The organism is Actinophytocola glycyrrhizae (assembly GCF_042653545.1).
Lineage (GTDB): Bacteria > Actinomycetota > Actinomycetes > Mycobacteriales > Pseudonocardiaceae > Actinophytocola > Actinophytocola glycyrrhizae.
In genome coordinates, this window is record NZ_JBHSIS010000002.1 from 256212 (window position 1) to 280618 (window position 24407).

The window sequence follows — 24407 nt, forward strand, 5'->3', positions numbered from 1 at the left end:
TCCGGTAACGGCGACGACACGTAATGCGCACGGCGATTGACAGGGTGCAGTCATCCGGCCGGCCGTGTCGGCTCGAAGGTCTCGCTCCTCCGCTCGCCGGCACTCCCGGGGTTTGGTGCTGTGAAAGGCGCGTTGGCGGCGTGGCTGATGCCCTGAAAGGCGCGTTCAGGGCGCTGAGCGCCCTGAACGGCCCATTGACGGCACTCGAAAGTCCGTGAACGCGCCTTTCACAACCCCTGCGAGTGCCCGACGGGCGCCGTGTGGGTGCGGGCCATGCCCTGAACGACGTTCGGGACGCTCGATGCCCTGCGTCTTTCGGGGCATCGGCGGGTGGCTCACGTTCGTGGCGGTCACGCTGGGCGGCGGACGAGCGAAGGCCTATGCGCCTGCCTCGACGTGTTCCTTGAGGCGCAGCAGCGTGGTCTCGATGTTGGCGCGGTTCGTGCCGGGACGGTCCCGCTGGCCGGTGATGAAGATGGCGATCGGCACGAACCAGACGGGCGCTCGCAGCCAGTTCTTCACGGCAAGGCGGCAGCCGCCGTCTTCCGGCGTGATGTCGTACTCCCAGCGGGAGATCGGCACGAGGAACTGGGTGCGCACCCGGTAGGCGAAGCGGCGCCCCGGATCGGCCTCGGTGATCTCCGCGTGGGTCACCCAGCGCCGCCACCCGTTGCGGTTGCTGCCCTTGAACCAGTTGCCGACGGCGGGTCCGGTCGCACCCCGGATCCAGCGGGCCTTGTAGAACTCCTCGGCGAGCCCCGCCATCAGCACGGGATCGCTGACGAGCCCGTACACCGCCGCCGGGGTTGCGTTGATCGACACCTCGCCGGTCGCCAGCGGTTCGGTATAGGCCCGCTTGTCCCGCACACTCGTCGCGCTCGTCACGCTCGTCACGGTCACACCGCACCTCCCAGTAGTGCCCCCACTGTCGACCCCACCAGTGCCGTGCGGAAGCGTCAAGGACTGTCCAGCAGCGGCTCAGCGGTGCGCGACTGTGCGGACCACGCTCCGGTGGTTCAGGATGGGCGCCGCCGATCTTCCCCGGAGGTGCCCCGCACGATGTACGCACAGACGCACGGACAACCGGCGGACGTGCCGAGCCGGATCCACCGCGTGCGCGCGGTGGACTGGCTGATGGTGGCGCTCGCGATCGTGTCGGTCGGCATGCTGGTGTGGATCTGGGTGACCGGGCCGCCCAGGGAGACCGAGCTGCTGCTGTTCAGGATCGACGTCGGGATCTGCGCGGTGTTCCTCGTCGAGTTCGTGTGGCGCTGGCGCATGACGGGCTGGAGCTGGCGGTTCCTCGTCCGGAACTGGTTCGAGGTCGTCGGGATGATCCCGGTCTCGCATCCGGCGCTGCGGGCGTTCCGCTTGGTCCGCGTGGTCGTGCTGGTGGCCAGGCTCGGCAGGGCGGTGGACCGCAGCGTCGGCGACGCCGTGACCCAGCGGCTGGTGAACCGGTTCCTCGGCACGGTCATCGACGTCATCAGGAAACCGGTCACCGTCGCGGTCCTCAGCGAGGTGGCGGCCGTGCTGCAGACCGGCCACTACGCGAAGAACATCAGCCGCGCGCTCGCTGACAACCAGGGCGAGCTGCGGCAGATGGTGCTCGACAAGATCAAGGCGGACCCGGCGGCCGGACGGCTGCGGCGCCTCCCGTTCCACGACGAGATCCTCGGCGCGATCACCGACACGGCGATCCGGGTCGTGCTGGAGATGCTCGCCGACCCGCGCACCGACGAGATGATCGCCGACAGCCTGCGCGAGAACCTCGACCAGATCCAGGCGGCGGTCGACCGGGACGAGCAGCGGCGGGTGTGACCGCGGCCGGTCACTCGGTGTGGTGGACGGCGACGATCGCGATGTCGTCGTTGGCCGGTTCCCCGCCGACCAGCTCCGCCATCACGCGGGCGCACACCGCCTCCACCGGGCCGGGGCGCACGCCGGCACGCAACAGTTCGAGGCGGTCGTCGATGTCGGTGCCCCGGCGCTCGACCAGGCCGTCGGTGTAGAAGGCGGCCAACGCGCCAGGGGGGAGGTCGACGGTGATGGCGGGGCGGCCGGTGACGGCCATCCCGTAGCCGACGGGCAGGCCGACGGGCGCGTCGACGAACCACGTCTCCTCACCCGGCATCGCGACGAGCGGTGGCAGGTGCCCGGCCAGCGACAGCTCCATGCGCGCGGCCGCGGTGTCGACGACCGCGTAGCCGACCGTCGCCATCGTGGTGCGCTCGAAGTGGCTGGCCTTGCGGTCGAGCTTGCCGAGCACCTCGGCCGGGTCGTCGAACTCCAGCGCGTAGGCACGCAGCGCGCTGCGCAGCCGCCCCATCACGATCGCCGCGGGCAGGCCGTTGCCGACGACGTCGCCGATCACGATCCCGATGCGGTCGTCGGGCAGCGGGAACACGTCGTACCAGTCGCCTCCGACACCGATGTCGGCGCCGGGGACGTACCGGCCGGCCACCTCCCACCCGTCGGTGGTCGGCAGCCTCGTCGGCAGGAGGCTGTCGACCAGCACCGAGGCGGCCATCTGCTCGGAACGCGACCGGTGCAGGTAGGCCGCCAGCGCGACGCGGTCCGCGACCAGCCGCAGCAGGTCGATGTCCTCGTCGGGGAACCGGCGCGGCGAGGTGCTGCCCACGTGCATCACGCCGACCAACTCGCCCTGCGCCACCATCGGCACGCCGAGCAGGACCCGCAACCCCCGCTCCCACAGGATCGGGTTGATCACCGTCGATGGGTCGATCCGCTCGATCTGGACCGGCTCCCGCAGCCGCGCCACCCGGCCGGCGAAGCCGCGGCCGATCGGCACCCGCACACCCTGGTACACCTCTTCGTCCAGGCCCGCGCTCGCCGTGGCGACGAGCCGGTCACCGCTCGCGTCGACGAGCAGCACGGTGACGGTGTCCACCTCGAACAGCTCGTGCACGCGCCAGAGCAGCACCTCGAGCAGCTTGTCGAGGTGCAACTCCATCAGGGCGGTGTCCGTGACGGCCTCGAGCACGCGAAGCCGTCTGTCCGCCGCGTCGTTGCCCATGCCGTCAACCCCTACACCCGTTCCACCGTGAAAGCCAAAGATAGTGCGCCGCGTCCGGCGCTGATCATCCTCCCGACGTCTCAGCCCGCCTTGTCGCGTACCGACGACACGACGGCGGCCCGTGTCGGTTCGTCCAGGGGGTACGGGGTGTACAGCGTAAACCGGTCCACGAGACCGGCGTACCGGCCGGCGATCTCGGCGCCGGCCTCGGCGGGCTCGCCGACGACGGCGAACGTGCGCAGGACGGTGTCGTCGACCAGACCGGTCATCGTGTCCCAGTCGCCCCGCCGGGACAGGCGGTGCAGCTCGGTGTGGAGGTCGCCCCAGCCGTGCAGGTCCAGCACGGCGCGGTAGGCGGGGGTGGCGGCGTAGAAGGCGATCTGCTCGCGCACCTTGGCGACCGCCGCCGCGAAGGTGCGTTCGTCGGCGCCGGTCGCGACGAGCCCCGGGTAGCAGACGGTGAACCCGGGCGCGTGCCCGGTGAGCTGGGGGCGCGTCACCTCGCGGAGGTAGCGCTCCGAGGTGAGGCTGTGCACCAGCAGCCCGTCGGCGACCTCGGCGGCGACCCTGGTCATCCGGGGGCCGACCGCGGCGAGCACCACCGGCGGGGTGCCGTGCGGGTTGGGGTCGGGGCGGAACAGCGGCGGCATCAGGGTGTGGGAGTAGTACTCGCCGGTGAAGCGCAGCCGCTCCCCCGTCTGCCAGGAGGACCAGATCGCGCGCAGCGCGAGCACGAACTCCCGCATCCGTGCCGCGGGGTTGGACCACGGCATGCTGAACCGGCGGGTGATGTGTGCCGACACCTGGGAACCGAGCCCGAGCACGAAGCGGCCGCCGCTCATCGCGTGCAGGTCGTTCGCGGTGACGGCGACCGTCATCGGGTTGCGGGCGAACGCCACCGCGACGGCCGTGCCCACGGTCAGCTCCGGCGCGCGTTGCGTGGCGAGCAGCAGGGGCAGGAACGGGTCGCGGCTCGTCTCCGTCGTCCACACGCCGTCGAGGCCGATCCGCCGTGCCTGCGCCACCTGCGCGTCGATCTCGTGGACGCTGCCGCCCGCGGTCCCGTCGACGACACCGCCGATGTTGCCGTCCACCAGCATGGTGCCTCCCTCCGGCCAGTCGGGCCGACTGTAGCTGCCCAGTCAGGCCGGGCAGCCGCACGGTCGACACCACGAGGATCGCCCTCAGAGCCACGTTGATGCCATCCATACCTGACTCCTACCTGCTGTTTCATCCGAACTTCGACAGAGTGGCACCACATGACACCACTCTGCGCTTGTCATGGCACCACCGGTGTGCCATGATGGCATCATGGATCTGACGCCCTTCGTGGACAACGTTCGCCGGGAGCTCGCCATCGCCGCGGAGGCGGGCGGCGACGACGCCCGTGCGCTCGCGGAGCGGCTGACCGCGCCGCTGGCATCGTCGATCCGCCTCACGCTGCTCGACGCCCTGTCGGCCGCGGCGGACGAGATCACCCGCGAGCTCGCGCCGGGGTCGGTCGAGGTCCGGCTCCGCGCGGGCGACGCCGCGTTCGCCGTCACACCGCACACCGTCGAGACGCCGGCGGCCGGGCCGGAGCCCGCCGCACCGGCGCCCGAACCCGAGGACGTCGCGCTGCCCGACGACGACAGCGCGATGGTGCGGATCAACCTCCGCCTGACCGAACAGCTGAAGGCCCGCGTCGAGGCCGCGGCCGCGGCGGAGGGCCGGTCGGTCAACGCCTGGCTCGTCCGCGCCGCGACCGCCGCGCTGGCCCAGCCGGAGCAGGCACTGCCGAAGGGCGGTCGCCGGATCTCCCAGCGCTACACCGGTTGGGTCAGCTGACCCGACCGCACCACCAGCACGAACACCCACCACACCACCTCTGAGGGGACAGCCATGCCTTCTTACGCCACCCCGGAACCCATCGTCGCCAACCTCGAACCGGTCGTCGGCAACGTCCACGTCATCGCGAGCGACCGCACCGAGACGACCGTCGAGGTCCGCCCGAGCAACGCGGGCGACGCCTCCGACATCAAGGCGGCCGAGGGGACCCGTGTCGAGTTCTCGAACGGCACGCTGACGGTCAAGGGACCCAAGATGTGGCCGCTCGACTTCAGCAACAAGTCGCGGTCGATCGAGGTGACCGTCGAGCTGCCCGCAGGCTCCGAGGTGCTCGGCAGCACCGGCCTCGGCGACCTCCACGCCACCGGCAGGCTCGGCGGCACCCGCTACAAGTCGGGCACCGGGCACATCCAGCTCGAGGAGACCGGCGAGCTGCACCTGCACACCGCGACCGGCAACGTCGTCGTCGGCCAGGTGGCGGGCAACGCCGACATCAGCACCAGCTCCGGGCGGGTGCAGGTGGGTGCGGTCACCGGCACCGGCGTGGTCAAGAACTCCAACGGCACCACCACGATCGGCTCGGCGGGCGGCGCGGTGCGGGTCCGCTCCGCCAACGGCGACATCGTCGTCGAGCAGGCGGCGGACAGCGTCGAGGCCAGGACGGCCAACGGCTCGGTCCGCGTGCTCGGCGCCGTCCGCGGCGCGGTCACCCTCGAGACCGCCATGGGCGACATCGAGATCGGCATCCGCGACGGCAGCGCCGCGTGGCTCGACGTGAAGACCCGCTTCGGCCGCGTCAACAACGAGATGGACGCGAGCACCACACCCGGCGCCGCGACCGACACGGTCGAGGTGCGCGCGAGCACGTCCTTCGGCGACATCACCGTTCACCGTTCCTGACAGGGGGAAACATGAATCATCCGGCCATCTCCGCGACCGGCCTGCGCAAGTCCTACGGCGACAAGGTGGTGCTGGACGGCATCGACCTGGACGTCCCGTCCGGCACCGTCTTCTCGTTGCTCGGGCCCAACGGCGCGGGCAAGACCACCGCGGTCAACATACTGTCCACTTTGGTCAAACCGGACGCGGGCACCGCGTCGGTCGCCGGGCACGACCTCGCGACCGACCAGGACGGCGTCCGCGCCGCGATCGGCCTCACCGGCCAGTTCTCCGCCGTCGACAACCTGCTCACCGGCGAGGAGAACCTGTTCCTCATGGCGGACCTGCACCACCTGCCACGCCGCGAGGGGCGCGGGCGCGCCGCCGAACTGCTCGACCGGTTCGACCTCACCGAGGCCGCGAAGAAGACACCCGGCACCTACTCGGGCGGCATGCGCCGCAAGCTCGACCTGGCGATGACGCTCGTCGGCGACCCCGAGGTGATCTTCCTCGACGAGCCGACCACCGGTCTCGACCCGCGCAGCCGCCGCACCATGTGGGACATCATCCGCGACCTGGTCACGAACGGCGTGACGATCTTCCTCACCACGCAGTACCTCGACGAGGCCGACCAGCTCGCCGACCGGATCGCAGTGCTCGACGGCGGGCGGATCGTCGCGCAGGGCACACCGGACGAGCTGAAGCGCCGCGTGCCGGGCGGGCACCTGCGGCTGCGGTTCCCGGACGCCGTTTCCCTGCAGCGCGCGGAACTCGCGCTCGGCGTGTCCACATCGGACGAGGAGAACCTCGCGCTGCGGGTGCCGACCGACGGCACCGTCGCCGCGCTGCGCGGTGTGCTCGACCGGCTCGACACCGACTCCGTCGCGGTCGAGCGCCTCACCGTCCACACCCCCGACCTCGACGACGTCTTCCTCAGCCTCACCGGTCACCGGACCGAAGCCAGCAAGGAGCCTGCGAAATGACCACGATGTCCTACGCGCTGCGGGACTCGACGACCATGCTGCGCCGCAACATGCGGCACATGCAGCGCTACCCGTCGCTGACGATCATGCTCCTCGGCCAGCCGATCATCCTGCTGCTGCTGTTCGTCTACGTCTTCGGCGGCACGCTGGGCAACGGGCTGGGTGCGGGTGGCGCGGGAGGCCGCGCGGAGTACATCGGCTACGTCACGCCGGCCATCCTGCTCATCACCATCACCAGCGCCATCCTCGGCACCGCCATCTCCGTCGCGACGGACATGACCGAGGGCATCATCGCCCGCTTCCGCACCATGGCGATCAGCCGGTCCTCGATGCTGACCGGGCACGTCATCGGCACGATCCTGCAGACCGCGCTCGCGCTTGCGGTGGTGCTCGCGGTGGCGCTGCTCATCGGCTTCTCCCCCACCGCCGGCGCCGTCGAGTGGCTCGCCGCGACCGGCGTGCTGTTGCTCGTCACGCTCGCCCTCACCTGGTTCGCGGTTGCGCTCGGCCTGAAGGCGAAGAGCGTGGAGACCGCGAGCAACACCCCGATGGTGTTCACGCTGCTCCCCTTCGTCGGCAGTGGGTTCGTACCCGCCGAGTCGATGCCGGCGTGGCTGCGCTGGTTCGCCGAGTACCAGCCGTTCACCCCGATCATCGAGACCATCCGGGGGCTGCTGCTGGGCACCGGGATCGGCAACAGCGGACTGCTCACCGTCGGCTGGTGCGTGGTGATCACGGCGACCGGCTACTTCTGGTCGAGGTCACTGTTCGCGAAGGAGCGGAACCGGTGAGCGCGCCGATCGAGGGATTGCCGACGGCACGACCCGCGGGTTGCCCGTTCGACCCGCCGACCGAGCTGACCGAGCTGCGCGAGTCCCGGCCGCTGGTGCGGATGGTCTACCCGGACGGGCACGTCGGCTGGCTCGTGACGGGTCACGAGCTGGTCCGCGCGGTGCTCGCCGACGACCGGTTCAGCGCCCGCTACGAGCTGATGCACTTCCCGTTGCCCGGTGCTCCTGGGGAGCTGCCGCCCGCGCCGCCCGGCGACATGACCGGCATGGACGCGCCGGAGCACACCCGGTTCCGGCAGCTGCTCGCCGGGAAGTTCACGGTCCGCAGGATGAACCTGCTCACCGACCGGGTGAAGCAGGTGTGTGCGGAACTGCTGGACGACATGGCGCGGCAGGGCCCGCCGACCGACCTCGTGCCCGCGTTCGCGCAGCCGGTGCCCGCGCTGATGATCTGCGAGCTGCTCGGCGTGCCCTACGCCGACCACGAGTTCTTCCAGGAGCAGGCCCTGGTCCTGACGGCGACGAGCGCGGAGCCGGAGGCGAAGGGCGCGGCGGTCACCGCGCTGTACGAGTACCTCCACGACCTGGTGCGGGCCAAGCGCGCGGCACCGACCGACGACCTGTTGAGCGACCTCACCAGCAGCGACCTCGACGACGTGGAACTGGGTGGGCTCGGCAGCTTCCTGCTGGGCGCCGGGCTGGACACCACGTCGAACATGCTGGCGCTGGGCACGTTCGCGCTGCTGACCCATCCCGAGCAGCTCGCCGACCTGCGCTCCGGCTGGACCACACCGGAGCAGGCGGTCGAGGAACTGTTGCGGTACCTGACGATCGCGCACACCGGCCTCCGCGCCGCACGGACCGACGTCGAGCTGGGTGGCGAGCTGGTGCGGGCGGGCGAGACGGTCACGATCTCCATGCAGGCGGCCGACCGCGACCCGGCGCGCTACCCGGACCCCGACACGCTGGACCTGTCCCGCCGCGCGGCTGGGCACGTCGCGCTGGGCTACGGCGCGCACCAGTGCCTCGGCCAGCAGCTCGCCAGGGTGGAGATGCGGGTCGCGTTCCCTGCGCTGTTCACGCGGTTCCCCACGTTGCGCCTCGCCGTCGACCCGGCACAGGTGCCGATGCGCACCGACTCGAACCTCTACGGCGTGCACGAGCTGCCCGTCGCGTGGGACGTGTGAGAGCCGAGCAACCTCCCGGTTGAACCGCCGACGGTGCGGTGGCGACGATGGCAGACGTGTACTTCCGGATCACGATGGACTCGGCCGAACTGGTGGAACCGCGGGACGTGACCGCGTTCCACGCGGTCTGCCCGCCCGGACTCGACGGCGAGGAGCTCGCCGCGCGGGTCCGGGCGGCCGGCCTCGGCGAACTGCTGCCCGACGGCGACCTGATGGTGCCGGTGGACGCGATCCGCGCCTACGCGGCCGGGAACGTGGGCGCGACGTGGGAGGACGACCTCGCGGGCATGGTCGCCTACGCGGCACGCAAGGGCTGGACGGACGAGACCGGCACCCACGTCCGCGCACACGTCGAACGGTCGTGACGCGGGCTCACCGCACACCCGTCCCGTCCTACCAGCGAGGGTGACCGGGGGCGTCCGGGAACGGGAAGTGGACGCCACCCCGGGCCGCTCGCCACGGCCCCTGCCCGGTCTCGCGGGCTTCTTCGGCCGGTGACCGGGGGCGCCACAGTTCACGGTAGCGGCGGACACCGCCTCGGTCACGAAGGGACACGTCGCGGAACCCCAGCCCGGCCCTGGGCGTCCGACGGCCATGTCGATCGGTGGTGGTGCGGCCAGGGCCGCGGTCGTGGCGGCGCAGGCCGCGATGCTGGTGACCTTCGCCCCGGCGGAGTCGGGTGCGTGCGCGTGCGGCGCGTTCGTCGCCGACGACAAGCTCTCCGCGCAACAGGAGACCGCGCTGGTCGACCTGAACGGGCGCACGGAGTCGATCACCCTTTCCGTGCTGGCGCGCTCGACCGCGGACGAGGCGGCGTTCCTGATGCCGGTGCCTGCCAGGGCGCGGTTCGAGGTGGCCGACGCGGACCTGTTCGCCGAGCTCGACGAGATCAGCAAGCCGGACGTGCAGGTGGAAGAGGTCGTCGTCGACGGTGACGGCGCGGGCGGAGCGGCCGCCGGCGACGGCGGCGCCACCGTCGTCGACCACGTCGAGGTCGGCCCGTACGACGTCGCGCAGCTCGCGGGCAGCGACGCCACCGCGGTGACGGCATGGTTGGACGACAACGGTTTCACGATGCCCGCCGACCTGTCCGGTGCGCTCACCCCGTACCTCGCGGAGGGCTGGCTCGTGGTCGCGGTGCGGCTGTCACCGTCGTCGGGGAGTCTCGAGGACGGGCTGCCGCCGATGCGGGTGTCGTTCGAGACGGACACTCCCGTCTACCCGATGCGGCTGTCCGCGACCGCCGAACACGTGCAGCCGCTGCGCCTATACGTCCTCGCCGACCACCGGGTCGACGTCAGCAACCCGGCACCGGAAGGCCCCGAGCCGGAACTGACGTTCGCCGGTCGCGTCACGCCGGCCGCCGCACACCCGGAACTCGCGAAAGCACTGACCGGGCCCCGTTTCCTCACCCGCTACGACGGCGTTTTCCTGCCAGAGCACATCACGAGCGACATCCGGATCACCGACGCGGCGACCGACGAGCCGTACCGCGGGTCGTCGTGGTGACGAAGTACGTCTCCTCGTCGTGGCCGCCGGTGCCGGCGCTGGCCGCCGGGGGCGTGCTCGCCGCGGGCGTCGTCGCGGCGACGGTGCTCCTCCTGCGTCGCAGGTCGCGAGTGGACGATCACCGGCCGTGACCGCCCCTGATCGTCTTGGAACCAGTCATCTAACGTCCCTGATGTGAGACCGCGTCTGCTGCTCGTCACCGATCTCGGCTACCCGGCCGCGGGGCGCACGTACCGGGACGAGGACATCGACCTCGCCGCCCGGCTGCGCGCCGACTTCGCCGTCGCCATGTGCCACCCGCTCGACGCCGCGCCGCTGATGGCCGGGTTCGACCTCGTCCTCGTGCGCAACAGCGGGCCGGTGCTGCACTACGCCGAGCAGTACGCGGAGTTCCGCCGCGTGGCGCTCGAGTCCGGGACCAGGGTGTTCAGCCAGCTCTCCGGCAGAGCCGACATGGCAGGCAAGCAGTACCTGCTGGACCTGACCGCGGCAGGCTACCCGGTGATCCCGACCGTCGACCGGGTCGAGGACGTCGGATCGCTGCCCGATGTGCCCGAGTACGTGGTCAAGCCGAAGCTGGGCGCCGACTCGGTCGGCCTGCGGTTCGTGCCCCGCGCCGAACTGGGCGCGGTCACCGGGCAGCTGATCCAGCCACGGGTCCCTTTCCGCTACGAGGTGTCGTTCTACTTCGTCGACCACACCTTCCAGTACGCGCTCCACGCCCCGGACCCCGGCAGGCGGTGGGACCTCGTGCCCTACGAGCCGACCGCCGCCGATCTGGCGTTCGCGCAGCGGTTCGTCGACTGGAACACCGTCGACCACGGCATCCAGCGCGTCGACGCGTGCCGCACCGAGGACGGCGACCTGCTGCTCGTGGAACTGGAGGACCTCAACCCGTTCCTGTCCCTCGACCGCGTTCCGCCCGGCACCAGGGACGCGTTCGTCGCGGCGCTGACCGCGGCGCTGCTGCGCATGCTCGCCTGACCAGCGCACCACGTCGTAGCGCAGGCGTGTCAGGTCGCGGTCGGTGTCCTGCCGGACCTGTCGCAGCTCGACCGGCGCCGAGGATCACCACCGCGCCGAGCAGCACAGGAGCGCCTGGGACACGTCCGCCTCCGTCTCGTCGCACCGCGCTCCCCATAATGGCGGACATGGTCGAACAAAGCCTCTGGATGCGGAAGGTCGCCGACAACCCCGGTCACTCCGCCTGGTACGTCGAACGGTTCCGGTCCATGGCGCGTGCCGGTGACGATCTCGCCGGAGAAGCCCGCCTCGTGGACGCGATGGTGCAGCGCCGTGCGCGGATCCTCGACGCCGGGTGCGGGCCGGGGCGGGTCGGTGGCGCGCTGGCCGCGGCCGGTCACGAGGTGGTCGGCGTCGACGTCGACCCGGCGCTCGTCGAGGCCGCCGAGCAGGACCACCCCGGGCCGCGGTGGCTGGTCGGCGACCTCGCCGAGCTGGACCTGCCCGCGCGGGGCGTCACCGCGCCGTTCGACGCGCTCGTGTGCGCGGGGAACGTGATGACGTTCCTCGCGCCGAGCACCCGCCGGGAGGTGCTCGTGCGGTTCCGCGCGCACCTGGCCGACGACGGCCGGGCCGTGATCGGGTTCGGCGCGGAACGCGGCTACCCGTTCGACGAGTTCTTCGCCGACGCCGCGGCCGCCGGACTCGAACCGGACCTCCTGCTGTCCACCTGGGACCTGCGGCCGTTCGCGGCGGACGCCGACTTCCTCGTCGCGGTCCTGCGCCCGGCGGGCTGACCCCGATCGGCAGCCGGGAGACTGCCGCGCACTTCGCGAATCTCCCCTTGCGCCCGCTATACCCCCCGGTGGTATTTTCATCCGGTACAGATACCCGGTAGCGGTATCCGAACGGCCGGAGGTGCCGCCGTGAAACCCGTGGTCAAGGGCCCGACCTGGAACTTCGTCCAGCACCTGCTGGAGATGACCGTCGCGATGTTCGTCGGCATGTTCGCGCTGGGCATGCCGGCCGGGGCGCTGTTCGACTGGCTCGGCTGGTCGGCGCTGAACGAGCTGACCGTGCCGAGCACGCTGGTGATGGCCACGACGATGAGCATCGGCATGGCGGCCTGGATGCGCTTCCGCGGCTGCGGCTGGCAGGCGACCGCGCAGATGTGCCTGGCGATGTTCGTGCCGTTCCTGGTGATGTACCCGTTCTACCTGACCGGCCTGGCCGGCTCGGCGGCCGTCATGGTGGTCGGCCACGTGCTGATGACCCCGGCCATGGTCGTGGCGATGCTGCTGCGCAGGGACGAGTACACCTGCTCGCACCACCGGCCCGCCAGGGCGCGGGCGGCGGAGGCCGTGGTTCCCGCCGGGTGAGTCACCGGTGCCACGGCCACCGGCGGCGGGGCCGTTCGAGGTGGCCTCCTTCGTACAGCCAGGTCTCGAAGCGGTCGAGGTCGGCACGGAAGGACAGGTCGGCGGGCTTGGGGTGGTCGCGGGCCCACGTGTCGAACAACGGACCGAACCGGTCGTCGAGGAGGTCGGCCAGGTCGGGGCGCAGGTGAGCCGCGACCGAGCGGCGTTTCGACCGGAGCGCGGCCGCCTCGACACCGACGCGACGGGCGTCGAACCCGGCGGGTACCGGGCCACCGGCGAGCAGTGCGCGCACCAGTGCCAGCTGCCGCTCGGCGAGTTCGTCCCGCGCGGTCATCGCCCGCGCTCGACGACGGCGCGGATCGCGGCGACCTCGGCGGCCAGGTCGGCGTCGGCCGGGTAGTCGTCGTCGCGTTCCAGCAGCACACCGGGCGGGTCGGTCCGCGCGCACAGTCCGGCCAGCACGTCCAGCACCTCGTTCGGCACCGCGTGTGCGTGGGTGTCGTGGTAGATCCCGTCGTGGGTGACGCCGCCGGCGACGTGCACGTAGGCGAGCCGCTCCAGCGGCAGCTCGTCGAGGAACGTCGCGGGCGCGGTGCCGACGTTGACGGCGTTGGCGTACAGGTTGGCCACGTCGACCAGCAGCAGGCAGCCGGTGCGGTCGGTCAGCTCCGCGAGGAACTGGCCCTCGGTCAGCTCGTTGTCCGGCCAGTCGAACACGGCCGCGATGTTCTCCAGCGCGAGCGGCACCGGCAGGTCCGCCTGTGCGCGTTTCACGTTGTCCGCCAGCACGTTCAGCGCGTCGCGGGTCCGTGGCACGGGCAGCAGGTGCCCGCTGTCGAGGCCGCCTGCGCGGGTGAACGCGACGTGCTCGCTGACCAGCGGCGCGTCGACCGCGGCCGCGACCGTGGCGAGGTGCTCGACCCGGGTGCGGTCCACCGGTTCCGCGCCGCCGAGGGACAGCGACACCGCGTGCGCGACCACGGGGACGCCGCGGGCGCGCAGCACGGCCAGCGACTCGGGAAGCGGCCCTGGCCGGATGTTCTCGGCGAGGACCTCGACGAAGTCGACACCGGGCAGCCGTTCGACGGTCAGGTCGATCTCGGGTCGCCAGCCGATGCCGACGCCCAGCCGGGGCACACCGGTCACGACGAGCCGCCGCCGCACCCGCCGCCACCGCAGGACGAGCTGCTGCCGCACGACGAGGACGAGGACGCACCGGCGCCGCACGAGTGCCCGCCGCCCGAGGAGCCGGCGGCGTTCGCGGGCAGGTGGGTCGAGTACGAACCGGCGGAGGCGTAGCTCCACGCGACCGGTGTGAGCGCGACCGGGACGGCGAGTGCGAGGGCGTTGGACAGGTCGGAGTCCTCGAGCACGCGCGGGCCGGTCACCGCCGCCCGCTCCAGCTGGTCGGCGGCGGCTCCCCGCCGCCGCACCTCGGTCACCACGCGGTCGCCGTGCACCGTGCGGGCCTTGGGCGCGGACAGGGACCTGGCGTTCAGGAGGAACACCGCGACGAGCGTCGCCGCCAGCAGCAACGTGAGGTAGCCGACCGGCAGGTCGTTGGCCACGCCGTTGATCCAGCGCACGGTCCCGACGGCGAACACCACGTACAGCAGGACGGGGCCGAGCCGTCGCGTCCGGATCGCGTCGGCGGGCGAGACCAGCAGGCCACGGCGCACCAGCGCCGCGCCGGCGTTCTCGACCGCGGCCTCGACCTGCTTCCTCTTGACCAGCTCGGCCACCACCCTCGGCCGGGTCAGCTCGGCCAGCACGGCGTCGTCCAGCGGGTGCCCCGTGGTCGTGGCACGGCTGGTCGCCGACACCTTGCCGCCGCGGTTGACCCGGACGAGCCCGGCACGGTACAGGCGTGCGACCGCGACCTGGACCGCGTTCACCGGCCCCCCGCCGAGGAACCCCAGCTCGGTCACGTCGAGACGGCCGGGTGGTTCGGCCTGCCCCGGCCTGCGCACCTTCATGCGCGTGCCGATCGCCACGACGAGCCCGGCGACCAGGCCGGCGACGTAGAGCCAGAGGAAATCCGGCCCGGACAGGCCCCATGGGTGCATGCCGCTACCCCTCCCCGAGGATGTCGACGAATCATCTCGCACGCGGGATGGCGACGGCCGCGACCGTGGCGGCCGTCGCCATCCCGTTATCTCAGACGCCGGCCGCGACCTTCGGTTCCTCCCTGTTCCGCGCCGTGTTCCCGTTCCTCGCCGCCATGCGTTGCTCGCGTTCCTGTGCGCCGATCAGGTCGTCCGGCAGGGAGTCCTCGATCTCGGTGTCGAAGCGGCGGAGCAGCCGGATCGCGAACCCGGCCGCGGTGACGAGCACGAGCGCGAGACCGAACACGATGTAGCCGAGGCCGATGCCGCGGCCGTCCCCGGTGCCGATCAGCGCGCCGACCGTGCCCGCCAGTGCGCCGTCCTCGGCCATCAACGGCTCGAACAGGGCGGTCGCGCCCGGCGCGAGGAGCGCGAACCCGATCGGCAGCGTCGACCAGGTGATGGTCTGGTTAAGCGCGAACACGCGGCCGTGGTAGCGCTGCGGCACCTTCACCTGCACCAACGTCGCGTAGATGCCCTGTGCGGTCGCCATGGATCCGGCCATGAAGAACATGCCGCAGAACACGACGACGAGCGACGCGTCGAGACCGACCACCAGGCAGCCGACCGCGGTGCCGAGGTTGAAGACGAGCACGCCGAGCATGCGGCGCTTCTTCGGCCCGCCCCACACCGCCATGAGGATGCCGCCGGTGATCGCGCCCGCCGCCTCGGCGAACGCTACCTGCGCGACCTGGGTGGTCGTCCCGAACGACAGGACGAGCGGGGTGACGAGGACCAGCGCTGGTGCGAGGAAGACGTTGCCGAGCGCGAAGTACGCGAGCATCGTGCGGAAGCCGCGGTGGTTCCACGAATACCGCAGCCCGTTGAGGATCGCGACCGCCAGCGGCTCACGCGGCCGCCAGCCCAGCAGGTCGGGGAACCGCACGACCGCGAGCGCCGTGATCGCGAACACGTAGCTCGCCACGTCCACCAGCAGGATGCCCTCGAGCCCGATCGTCGCGTACAGACCCGCCGCGAGGACCGGCATCAGGAGCTGGGCGGTGCCGGTGGACAGCTGCACGATGCCCATGGCGTGCCCGAGGAACCGCTTCGGCACCAGCTGCGGCACCGCCGACTGGAACGCGATGCGCTGGAACGAACCGGCCACCTGGGACAGTGAGACCAGCAGGTAGATGTGCCACAGCGACAACGAGTCCGTGAACAGCAGCGCCGCGAGTCCCAGCTGGACGGAACCGGAGACGCAGCTCGCGATCATCATCACCCTGCGCCGGTCGACCCGGTCGGTGATCGCGCCCGCGACCGGCAGCGTCAGCACGCCGAACAGCAGCGCGAGCGCCCACAGCAGCCCGAGGTCGGTGACCGATCCGGTGCGGGTGTAGAGCCAGATCGGCAGCGCGAACGCGGTGAGCAGTGAGCCGGTCGTGGACACGAGCTGGCCGACGGTGACGGCGACGAACCGGCCCATGGTCGGCTTCACCGCCGGTTCGGCGGCGGCGGTCCCCGCGCTCTGCCAGGCACGCAGGTCCCAGGGCGCGTCCTCGCCGCGTGCGGCGAGTTCGAGTGGCTCGGTGTCGCCGCGCGCGATGGCCGGGTGGACGGTCGTGACGATCTCGGCCAGCTCGTCCGCCCGGTACTTCAGGAAGAAGTGGCCTGCCTGGTCGAGCACGACGAGACCGAGCGTGTCGGACAGGAACTGCCACTCGGCGTACCGCTCGGTGTAGTAGTCGGTGACCGGGTCCTGCGACCCGACGATCGACACGATCGGCACCTTGAGCTTCGCCGCGCGCCGGTCCAGCAGACCGGTGAAGTAGTCCTCCGAGGCGCGGGAGTCGGCCCGCATGTTGGAGATGATGCGGTCGGCCTGCTCGGGGTCCAGCTCGTCGGTGTCGACGCCCATGCTCTTGAGCCAGGCACCGTAGTGCCGGTTGCTCTTGAGTTTCTCCAGCCGGTTGCGCAGCGCGGCGAACGCGCCCTTGGGGCGCGCGAAGGGGAACATGGCGCCGATGTAGACGACCTCCAGCTCCCGGCCCGCGGCCTCGAGCTTGCGGGCCACCTCGGCGGTGATCGCGGAGCCGACGCCGCAGTGGCCGTAGAGCGCGAGCGGGCCGTCGACCCGCAACAGCACCTCCTCGGCGAGGCGGGTGGTCAGCTCGTCGAAGGGCAGCGCGTCCTCTTCGAGGCCGACGTCGTGGCCGGGGATCGCGACCGACCAGAGTGCGTAGCCGTCGGGCAGCGCGTCGGCGAGTGGCTGGTACACGATGGCGCTGCCGCCGCCGTAGGGCACGCACACGTAGGTGAGCTTCTTCGGCCCGCGCGCGGGCCTCGTCAGCTCGTACAGCAGCTTGCGCGGCCCGTCGTCGGTCACCTCGCCCGCCATGAACGACGCCAGGTCGCGGATCGTGCGGTGGGTGAACAGGTCCATCACGCCGACGGCCCTGGTGCCGCTGCTTTCCTTGCGGATGCGGGCGACGACCTGCGTGGCGAGCATGGAGTGGCCGCCGAGGTCGAAGAAGTCGTCGTCGATGCCGAGTGTACCGACCCCGAGGACGTCCTTCCAGATCACCGCGAGCAGGTGCTCGGTCCCGGTGCGCGGCTCGACCAGCTCGGCGCTCGCGTCGCGGGTGACCACGGGCGCCGGCAGCGCCTTGCGGTCGAGCTTTCCGTTGGGGGTCAACGGGAGTGCGTCGAGTGCCACGAACGCGGCGGGCACCATGTATTCGGGCAGTGTGTCCTTCAGCGCTGCCTTGAGGTCCGCTGCGTCCGCCGTGCCAACGACGTACGCGACGAGGCGTTTGTCGCCGGGGTTGTCCTCGCGGACGATCACCGCGGTCTCGGTGACGCCGTCCTGGTCGCGCAGCGCGGACTCGATCTCGCCGAGCTCGATCCGCAGGCCGCGCAGCTTGACCTGGTGGTCGATGCGGCCGAGGAAGTCGATCGTGCCGTCGTGGCGCCACCGCGCGAGGTCGCCGGTGCGGTAGAGGCGGGCGCCGGGTTCGCCCGCGAACGGGTCGGGCACGAACCGCTCCGCCGTCAGCGCGGGCCGGTTGTGGTAGCCGCGGGCGAGGCCGGTGCCGCCGATGTGCAGTTCCCCCGCCACGCCGACGGGTGCCGGGTTGCCCCGTTCGTCGAGCACGTACAGCCGCAGGTTCGCGATGGGCGCGCCGATGGGCACGCTGGTGACCGCGCGCAACGCGGCGGGGTCGCACTGCCAGGCGCTGACGTCGATCGCGGCTTCGGTCGGCCCGTACAGGTTGTGCAGCTCGCAGTGCGGGAACCGGGTGGTGAACTCGACGGCCGCGGCGTGCGCCAGCTCCTCGCCGGAGCAGATGACGCGGCGCAGCGCGGTGGCCGCCTCGATGCCGTCCTCGCCGAGGAACACGGTCAGCATGGACGGCACGAAGTGCGCGGTGGTGACCTGCTCGGCGACGAGCAGGTCGCGCAGGTACCCGGCGTCCTTGTGGCCGCCGGGTCTGGCGAGCACGAGCCGTGCGCCGGTCTGCAGCGGCCAGAAGAACTCCCACACCGACACGTCGAAGCTCGCGGGGGTCTTCTGCAGCACGGCGTCGGACGCGGTGAGGCCGTAGCGCTTCTGCATCCAGTCGAGGCGGTTCACGATGCCGCGGTGGGTGTTGGGCACCCCCTTGGGCCTGCCGGTGGAGCCGGAGGTGTAGATGACGTAGGCGAGTTGGTCGGCCGTGGTGGGTGGCGGGTTGTGGATCGGTTGCCCGGCCCACTCCTCCTCGTGGTCGAGCACCAGGATCGTCGCATCGGTCGATGGCAGCACGTCCTGCAGGTGGCTCTGCGTCAGCACCACGGGCGCGGCGGCGTCGGTGACCATGAACGCGAGCCGGTCGGCCGGGTACTCGGGGTCGAGCGGCACGTACGCCGCACCCGCCTTGAGCACGCCGAGCAGACCGGCGACGAGTTCGAGCGAGCGTTCCGCGCACACGCCGACGAGGGTCTCCGCGCCGGCCCCGGTGGCGCGCAGCCGGTGCGCGATCCGGTTGGCCATCGCGTTGAGCTGCGCGTAGTTGAGGTGTTCGCCCTCGAAGGTGACCGCGACGGCCGAGGGGGTGCGGACCGCCTGTTCCTCGATGATCCCGTGGAGGGTGGCGGCGGCGGGGAAGACGGCCGTGGTGTCGTTCCAGGTGCCGACGACGAGCGCGGCCTCCTCGGCGGTCATGACGTCCAGCTCGGCCACGCGGGTGTCGGGTGCGGCCGCGATCGCCTTGACCAGCGCGCCGAACCGGTCCGCCATGCGTTCCACCGTGGACCGGTCGAACAGGTCGGTGTTGTGGACGAGCTTGCCCCACAACCCGCCGGGAACCTCGACGAGGTGCAGCTCGAAGTCGAAGCGGGTGGCGCGCAGCTCCATCGGCGTCCACCGGAACTCGGTGCCCTCCTCCGATGCGGCACCGGCGAACCGGCCCATCTCGTAGTTCTGGAGCACGAACATGGCCTGGAACACCGGTGACCGGGACACGTCGCGGGGAAGGCCCAGCTCCTGCACGACCTTGGCGAACGGCACGTCGGCGTGTTCGAACGCGTCGAGCACGCCGCGCTGGGTGGCGTCGAGCAGTTCGGTGAACGTGGGGTCCGCGGAAAGGTCGGCGCGCAGCGGCAGCATGTTGATGAACATGCCGACGACGTCTTCCAGCTCTGGCGCGGACCGCCCGGCGACGGACGCGCCGACGGCGAAGTCGTCCTGTCCCGAGTGCCGGGACAGGAACACCTGGTAGGCCGCGAGGAGCGTCATGAACAGGGTGCCGCCGCAGCGGCGGGACAGCTCGCCGAGCGCGTCGGTGGTGTCCCGGTCGACGGTCAGCTCGACGTAGTCGCCGTGATAGGTCTGCGTCGCGGGCCGGGGCCGGTCGGCCGGCAGTTCGAGTGGCTCGATCCCGGCGAGCCGGTCCTTCCAGTACTCGACGTGCCGGGCGGCTTCCTGGCCGGTGAGCCGCTGCGCCTCCCACACCGCGAAGTCGCCGTACTGGATCGGCATGGTGGGCAGGGTGCCACCGCGGTAGAGGGTGAGCACGTCGCGGAGCATGACGTCGACCGACCAGCCGTCGCCGACGATGTGGTGCTTGGACAGCAGCAGCACGTGGTCGCCTGGTCCGTCGTCGGCCAGCTCGACGAGCAGCGCCCGCAGCAGTGGCCCGTCGGCGAGGTCGAACGGTTCGACCGCGGCCGCGTCCACGAGCCGCTGCGCGGCCTCCTCGTCGGCGGCCTGCTCGATGCGCAGCGGCACCTCGACGTGGTCGGCGACGACGACGGTGGGCCTGCCGTCGGCGTCGGCGGGGAACCGGGTGCGCAGCGACTCGTGCCGCGCCACCAGTCCCGCCAGGGCCGCCCGCAACGCGGTCACGTCCAGCTCGCCGCGGATCCGCAGCGGCACCGCGATGTGGTACGCCGCCTCGCCGGGCGCGACCTGGTCCATGAACCAGACGCGCTCCTGTGCGTAGGACAGCGGCACCGTCGCACCGTCGGGGCGGGGCTGGATGCGTTGCTGTGCCGCTGTGTCGCGTTTGCGGAGCCGCTTGGCGAGCAGGGCAGCTCTGGCCGCGCTGCGGTCGGCGGCCTCCGGCAGGGCTGTCATGGTGTTACTCGTTCTCCTTCGCCAGCAGGGCGGCGACCTCGTCGTCGGACAGCTGCGCCAGTTCGGCGTCGAGCAGGCGTTCGATCTCGGCGGCCAGGTCGGCGACCACCGGGAAGCTGAACAGCGCCCGCATCGGCACGTCGACGTCGATCCGGTTGCGGATCTGCGCCATGGCCCGCATGCCGCGCAGCGAGTTGCCGCCGAGTTCGAGGAAGTCGTCGTGTGCGCCGACCTTGTCGAGGCCGAGGATCTCCGCGAACACCTCGGCCACCAGGACTTCGGCGTCGGTGCGGGGGGCGAGATAGGCGGGGCCTTCCTGCGCGGCCGGTTCCGGCAGCGCGTCGCGGTCGAGCTTTCCGTTGGTGGTCAACGGAAGTGCGGCCAGCTTGACGAACGCCGCGGGCACCATGTGCTCGGGCAGCGTTTCTGCCAGTTCGGCCGCCAGCACGTCGAGGTCGGGGTCGCCGACCACGTAGCCGACGAGGGTCTCGCCGCGCAGCACGGTGACGGCCTCGCGGACGTCGGGGTTGGTGAGCATGGCCGAGGAGATCTCGTCCGGTTCGACCCGCATGCCGCGGATCTTCACCTGGTGGTCGGTGCGGCCGAGGTAGTCGAGTGTGCCGTCGCCGCGCCACCTGACGAGGTCACCGGTGCGGTACATCCGCTCCCCCGTTCCGAGGGGGTCGGGCAGGAACCGTTCCGCGGTCAGGGCGGGCCGGTCGAGGTAGCCGCGTGCGACCTGCGGTCCGGCGACGTACAGCTCGCCGGCGACACCCGGTGGCACCGGGTTGAGCCGAGTGTCGAGGACGTACGCACGCGTGCCGGGGATGGGCCTGCCGATGCTGACCGGGCCCGCTGGCAGCTCCTCCCCTGGGGCGAAGCGGGCCGCGACGCAGCCCACGGTCGCCTCGGTGGGGCCGTACTCGTTGATCACGGTGGCGCCGGGGTTGGCACCGCGCCATTCGGCGAGCTGTTCGGCGGTCAGCGCCTCACCGCCGAGCACGAGGTCGCCGGTCGGTGACAGCGCGGCGTCCAGCAGTGGCAGCTGGCCCGGGGTGGCCTTGACGAACGCGGGTGCGCCGCCGTCGCGTGCCGCCGGGTCGTCGAGCGCCGCGAGGCGGATCGTGCCGCCCGCGGTGAGCGGGCCGAGCAGCGCGGTGACGGTGAGGTCGAACGACACCGGTGAGTGCATGAGCACGGTCCCGGCCAGGCTCGGGTACGCGGCCCGCGCATACGCGAGATAGGCGCTGACCGAGCGGTGTTCGACGACGACGCCCTTGGGGCGCCCGGTGGAGCCGGAGGTGTAGATGACGTAGGCCGGGTGCCCGTCGCGCAGTGGCGCACGCCGGTCGGCGTCCGTCAGATCGGTGTCCACCGCGGACGGTTCTGGCAGGGACCGGGTCAGCGTCAGCGCTGGTGCGGCGTCGGCGAGCATGAACGCGATCCGGTCGGCCGGGTAGGCGGGGTCGACGGGCAGATAGCCCGCGCCGGACTTGAGCACCGCCAGGATGGCCACCACGAGGTCCGCGCCACGCGGCAACGTGAGCGCCACCAGCGATCCCGGGCCCGCGCCCTGCTCGACGAGCGTGCGGGCGAGCCGGTTCGCGGTCGCGTTCAGTTCGGCGTAGGTCATGGTGGTGCCCTGTGCGACCAGCGCGGCCCGGTCCGGGGTCGCGGCGGCCTGCCGCTCGACCAGCTCCGGCACCGTCGCCGACGGCACGGCCAGCTCCGGCCCGGTGGCCCAGTCACCGGTCACCAGCGCCCGCTCGGCCCCGGTGAGCAGTGGCAGGTCGGCGACGGCGGTACCCGGCCCGGTCACGGCGGCGTCGAGCAGCCGCAGGTACCGGTCCACCACGGCTTCCGCGGTCGAGCGGTCGAACAGGGCCGTGCGGTACAGCAGCCTGCTGCGGCCGCCGGTCACGTCGAACGCGAGGTCGTCCTTGGTGGTGCCGAGCGTGACCTCGTCGAACCCGGAGTCGGGGATGTGGTTGAACGCCACCTGGAACACCGGCTGCACGGCCGGGTCCCGCTGCGGCGCGACCGCCTCCACGATCTTCTGGAACGGCGTGTGCCAGTGCTCCATGACGTCCAGCAGCGCGCCGCGCACGCGGCCGAGGAGCTCGGTGAAGGTGGGGTCGCCGCTCACGTCGACGCGCAGCGCGACCGGGTTGACGAACATGCCGACGAGTGGCGCGAGTTCCGGCAGGTCGCGGCCACTGGTGGACAGACCGATCACCACGTCGTCAGCACCGGACAGCCGAGCCAGCAGTGCCGCGTAGGCGCTGAGCAGCACCATCTGCGGCGTGGCCGACGACGTCCTGCCCAGCTCGCCGACGCGGTCGAGCAGCCCGGCGGGCATGTCGAACCACACCTCGTCGCCTGCGAACGTCGGCTGTGCCGGACGCGGCCGGTCGGTGGGCAGACCGGTCACCGGGGGCGCGCCCGCCAGCTGGTCGCGCCAGAAGGCGAGCTGCTGGTCCAGATCGGCGAGCTGGTCACGCTGCCACGCCGAGTAGTCGGCGTACTGGATGGCGAGGTCGGGCAGCCGGGGCTCGCGGCCCTCGACGGCGGCCTGGCACAGCTCGGCGAGCTCCTGGCGCACCACGAGGATCGACTGGCTGTCGAACACCGCGTGGTGGGCGACGAACAGCACGGCGAGCCGGTCACCGGACAGACGCGCGAGACTGGCGCGCCACAGCGGTGGCTGGTCGAGCGGGATCGGCGTGCGTGCCTGTTCCCCGGCGACCGCGAAGATCCGCGCCTTCTCGGCTGCGGTGTCCACACCGGACAGGTCGACGACGTCGACGGTGACCGGCTCGTGCGCGCGGACGACCTGGACGAGCGTGTCGCCGTCGGCACGCAGGTGGGTGCGCAGGGCCTCGTGCCTGGCCACGATCCGGTTCAGCGCCTCGGTGGCGTGCTCGACCGTGGTCCCGGCGGGCAGGGTCTCCGGCAGCGACACGTTGTAGACCGGCGAGTCCGGGTCGAGCTGGTTGGCGAGCCACACCCGCTCCTGGGCGTAGGAGGCGGGAAAGGTCCATTCCCCGCTCACGACGACACCTCGCGCAACGACTTCGGCCGCATGTCGGTCCACACCGTGTCCACGTGGGACAGGCATTCCTCGCGGGTGCCCGCGAACCCCGTGTCGTGCCACCCGGCGGGCAGCGCGCGGCCCTCCTGCCAGATCGAGTACTGCTCCTCGTCGTTGCGCACCACGAGGAATCTCTGTTCCGACATCAGTCCTCCTGGGACGGCTGGTGGGCCTCGGCCATGGCGACGGCGATCCTGCGGGCGCCGGTGAACGGTTCGCGGGCGTGCGCCGCGGTCATGTTGTCGACCACGAGCACGTCGTCGCGGTGGTAGTCGAAGCGGGTGCTCGCGGCGCGGTAGGTGGCGCGCAGGTGGTCCATCACGTCGGCGGGAACGGGTTCGCCGTCACCGTAGTAGGTGTTGGTCGGCAGGTCGTCCTCGCCGAACATGGCGAGCAGGCCCTCCTGCAGGTCCTTGGGCAGGGTGGTCACGTGGAAGAACGTGGCGTGGTTGAACCAGCGCGGCACGTCGCTGCCCGGCCGCAGGTGCACGGCCTCGCGCACGGCGATGGTGCGCAGGCCGTCCTTGCCGCGCCACTCGATCTCGATGCCGTTGTTCGCGCAGTACTCGGCTACCTCGTCGCGGCTCTCGGTGTTGAACACGTGCTGCCACGTGGTGCCGAAGTCGGCGTGGAAGTTGCGCACCAGCCGCCAGCCCCGGCGTTCGAACTCGCCGCGCACGGCCGGGTCCAGCTCGCGGTACACGGTGCGGATGTCGGCGAGCGGGGTGGCGCCCCGGGTTTCCGGCGGGGTGACGCAGTAGAAGAACAGCGTCAGCGGCCAGGCGGCCTGGTAGGAGTTCTCGTTGTGCAGGAAGATCTCCTCCTCTGGCGGGTAGTCCGTGGAGGTGTAGACCTTGCCCTTGATCGAGTGCCGGGGTGAGGACCGCTCGGTGTAGGTGAGCGGTTCACCGGCGAGCGCGCGGACGACCTCGTCGAAGCCGTCGACGCCGCCGATGTCGAACCCGCGCAGCAGCAGGCCGCCGTGTTCGACCAGCGCTGCCCGCAGTTCCTCGCGGCGCTGGGCGATCAGCTCCAGCACGCCGGTGCTGCCGTCACTCGCCACGACGTGCGCCAGGGTGGTGGCGGTCGGGGTACTCAT

Annotated in this window: 22 protein-coding genes; 12 read left to right on the top strand and 10 right to left on the bottom strand. The window is 71.6% G+C overall.

Annotation, left to right across the window (positions count from 1 at the left end; translation table 11 throughout):
• Window positions 1–378 precede the first annotated feature (378 nt).
• On the bottom strand, window positions 379–900 hold the full coding sequence (locus ACFPCV_RS01195) for an SRPBCC family protein (RefSeq protein WP_378053498.1): 522 nt from the start codon (window positions 898–900) through the stop codon (window positions 379–381).
• A gap of 159 nt (window positions 901–1059) precedes the next feature.
• Here ACFPCV_RS01195 and ACFPCV_RS01200 point away from each other — a divergent pair, with 159 nt between their 5' ends.
• Window positions 1060–1821 (top strand): ion transporter, encoded by a 762-nt coding sequence (locus ACFPCV_RS01200; protein WP_378053500.1) that lies wholly within the window; start codon window positions 1060–1062, stop codon window positions 1819–1821.
• A gap of 10 nt (window positions 1822–1831) precedes the next feature.
• Here ACFPCV_RS01200 and ACFPCV_RS01205 read toward each other — a convergent pair whose 3' ends face one another.
• Entirely contained in the window at window positions 1832–3037 is a 1206-nt protein-coding gene (locus tag ACFPCV_RS01205) for a PP2C family protein-serine/threonine phosphatase (protein WP_378053502.1), read from the bottom strand.
• An 80-nt stretch (window positions 3038–3117) separates the two neighbouring features.
• Entirely contained in the window at window positions 3118–4137 is a 1020-nt protein-coding gene (locus ACFPCV_RS01210; protein WP_378053504.1) for a TIGR03617 family F420-dependent LLM class oxidoreductase, read from the bottom strand.
• A gap of 211 nt (window positions 4138–4348) precedes the next feature.
• Here ACFPCV_RS01210 and ACFPCV_RS01215 point away from each other — a divergent pair, with 211 nt between their 5' ends.
• The 11 genes from ACFPCV_RS01215 to ACFPCV_RS01265 all read left to right on the top strand — a co-directional run bounded on the left by ACFPCV_RS01215 (window position 4349) and on the right by ACFPCV_RS01265 (window position 12555).
• Window positions 4349–4864: a toxin-antitoxin system HicB family antitoxin gene (locus ACFPCV_RS01215; protein ID WP_378053506.1), complete on the top strand. Its 516-nt coding sequence runs from the start codon at window positions 4349–4351 to the stop codon at window positions 4862–4864.
• 54 nt (window positions 4865–4918) lie between these two features.
• The gene (locus ACFPCV_RS01220; protein ID WP_378053508.1) at window positions 4919–5764 is read left to right on the top strand and encodes a DUF4097 family beta strand repeat-containing protein; all 846 of its coding nucleotides are present in this window, start codon (window positions 4919–4921) and stop codon (window positions 5762–5764) included.
• A gap of 11 nt (window positions 5765–5775) precedes the next feature.
• Entirely contained in the window at window positions 5776–6726 is a 951-nt protein-coding gene (locus tag ACFPCV_RS01225) for an ATP-binding cassette domain-containing protein (protein ID WP_378053510.1), read from the top strand.
• Window positions 6723–7517 carry an ABC transporter permease gene (locus ACFPCV_RS01230; protein ID WP_378053512.1) on the top strand — a complete coding sequence of 265 codons (795 nt, stop codon included), beginning with the start codon at window positions 6723–6725 and terminating at the stop codon, window positions 7515–7517. The genes ACFPCV_RS01225 and ACFPCV_RS01230 overlap by 4 nt, the downstream gene beginning before the upstream one ends.
• Complete coding sequence (locus ACFPCV_RS01235) at window positions 7514–8704, top strand: cytochrome P450 (RefSeq protein WP_378053514.1); 1191 nt, start codon at window positions 7514–7516, stop codon at window positions 8702–8704. The genes ACFPCV_RS01230 and ACFPCV_RS01235 overlap by 4 nt, the downstream gene beginning before the upstream one ends.
• A 47-nt stretch (window positions 8705–8751) precedes the next feature.
• Window positions 8752–9069, top strand: a complete 318-nt coding sequence (locus ACFPCV_RS01240; protein ID WP_378053516.1) for a hypothetical protein — start codon at window positions 8752–8754, stop codon at window positions 9067–9069.
• 229 nt (window positions 9070–9298) lie between these two features.
• Window positions 9299–10213 carry a DUF2330 domain-containing protein gene (locus ACFPCV_RS01245; protein ID WP_378053518.1) on the top strand — a complete coding sequence of 305 codons (915 nt, stop codon included), beginning with the start codon at window positions 9299–9301 and terminating at the stop codon, window positions 10211–10213.
• Window positions 10210–10344 (top strand): hypothetical protein, encoded by a 135-nt coding sequence (locus ACFPCV_RS01250; protein ID WP_378053520.1) that lies wholly within the window; start codon window positions 10210–10212, stop codon window positions 10342–10344. The genes ACFPCV_RS01245 and ACFPCV_RS01250 overlap by 4 nt, the downstream gene beginning before the upstream one ends.
• Window positions 10345–10387: 43 nt before the next feature.
• Window positions 10388–11197 (top strand): hypothetical protein, encoded by an 810-nt coding sequence (locus ACFPCV_RS01255; RefSeq protein WP_378053522.1) that lies wholly within the window; start codon window positions 10388–10390, stop codon window positions 11195–11197.
• 167 nt (window positions 11198–11364) lie between these two features.
• Window positions 11365–11973 (top strand): class I SAM-dependent methyltransferase, encoded by a 609-nt coding sequence (locus ACFPCV_RS01260; protein ID WP_378053524.1) that lies wholly within the window; start codon window positions 11365–11367, stop codon window positions 11971–11973.
• Between the two features lie 129 nt (window positions 11974–12102).
• Window positions 12103–12555 carry a hypothetical protein gene (locus ACFPCV_RS01265; protein WP_378053526.1) on the top strand — a complete coding sequence of 151 codons (453 nt, stop codon included), beginning with the start codon at window positions 12103–12105 and terminating at the stop codon, window positions 12553–12555.
• A gap of 1 nt (window position 12556) precedes the next feature.
• Here the strand turns inward: ACFPCV_RS01265 and ACFPCV_RS01270 are convergent, their stop codons facing one another.
• The 7 genes from ACFPCV_RS01270 to ACFPCV_RS01300 all read right to left on the bottom strand — a co-directional run bounded on the left by ACFPCV_RS01270 (window position 12557) and on the right by ACFPCV_RS01300 (window position 24407).
• Window positions 12557–12889, bottom strand: coding sequence for an SCO6045 C-terminal-like domain-containing protein (locus tag ACFPCV_RS01270; protein ID WP_378053528.1), 333 nt, complete (start codon window positions 12887–12889; stop codon window positions 12557–12559).
• Window positions 12886–13692, bottom strand: a complete 807-nt coding sequence (locus tag ACFPCV_RS01275) for an MbnB/TglH/ChrH family RiPP precursor modification enzyme (RefSeq protein ID WP_378055002.1) — start codon at window positions 13690–13692, stop codon at window positions 12886–12888. The genes ACFPCV_RS01270 and ACFPCV_RS01275 overlap by 4 nt, the downstream gene beginning before the upstream one ends.
• A 5-nt stretch (window positions 13693–13697) precedes the next feature.
• Window positions 13698–14621 (bottom strand): TIGR04222 domain-containing membrane protein, encoded by a 924-nt coding sequence (locus ACFPCV_RS01280; protein WP_378053530.1) that lies wholly within the window; start codon window positions 14619–14621, stop codon window positions 13698–13700.
• A gap of 91 nt (window positions 14622–14712) precedes the next feature.
• Complete coding sequence (locus ACFPCV_RS01285) at window positions 14713–20217, bottom strand: non-ribosomal peptide synthetase/MFS transporter (protein ID WP_378053532.1); 5505 nt, start codon at window positions 20215–20217, stop codon at window positions 14713–14715.
• Between the two features lie 4 nt (window positions 20218–20221).
• Window positions 20222–23269, bottom strand: coding sequence for a non-ribosomal peptide synthetase (locus tag ACFPCV_RS01290; RefSeq protein WP_378053534.1), 3048 nt, complete (start codon window positions 23267–23269; stop codon window positions 20222–20224).
• A complete protein-coding gene (locus ACFPCV_RS01295) occupies window positions 23266–23454 on the bottom strand; it encodes an MbtH family protein (RefSeq protein WP_378053536.1) in 189 nt (62 codons plus the stop codon). Before ACFPCV_RS01295 ends, ACFPCV_RS01290 begins: the two co-directional genes overlap by 4 nt.
• Window positions 23454–24407, bottom strand: coding sequence for a TauD/TfdA family dioxygenase (locus ACFPCV_RS01300; protein WP_378053538.1), 954 nt, complete (start codon window positions 24405–24407; stop codon window positions 23454–23456). Before ACFPCV_RS01300 ends, ACFPCV_RS01295 begins: the two co-directional genes overlap by 1 nt.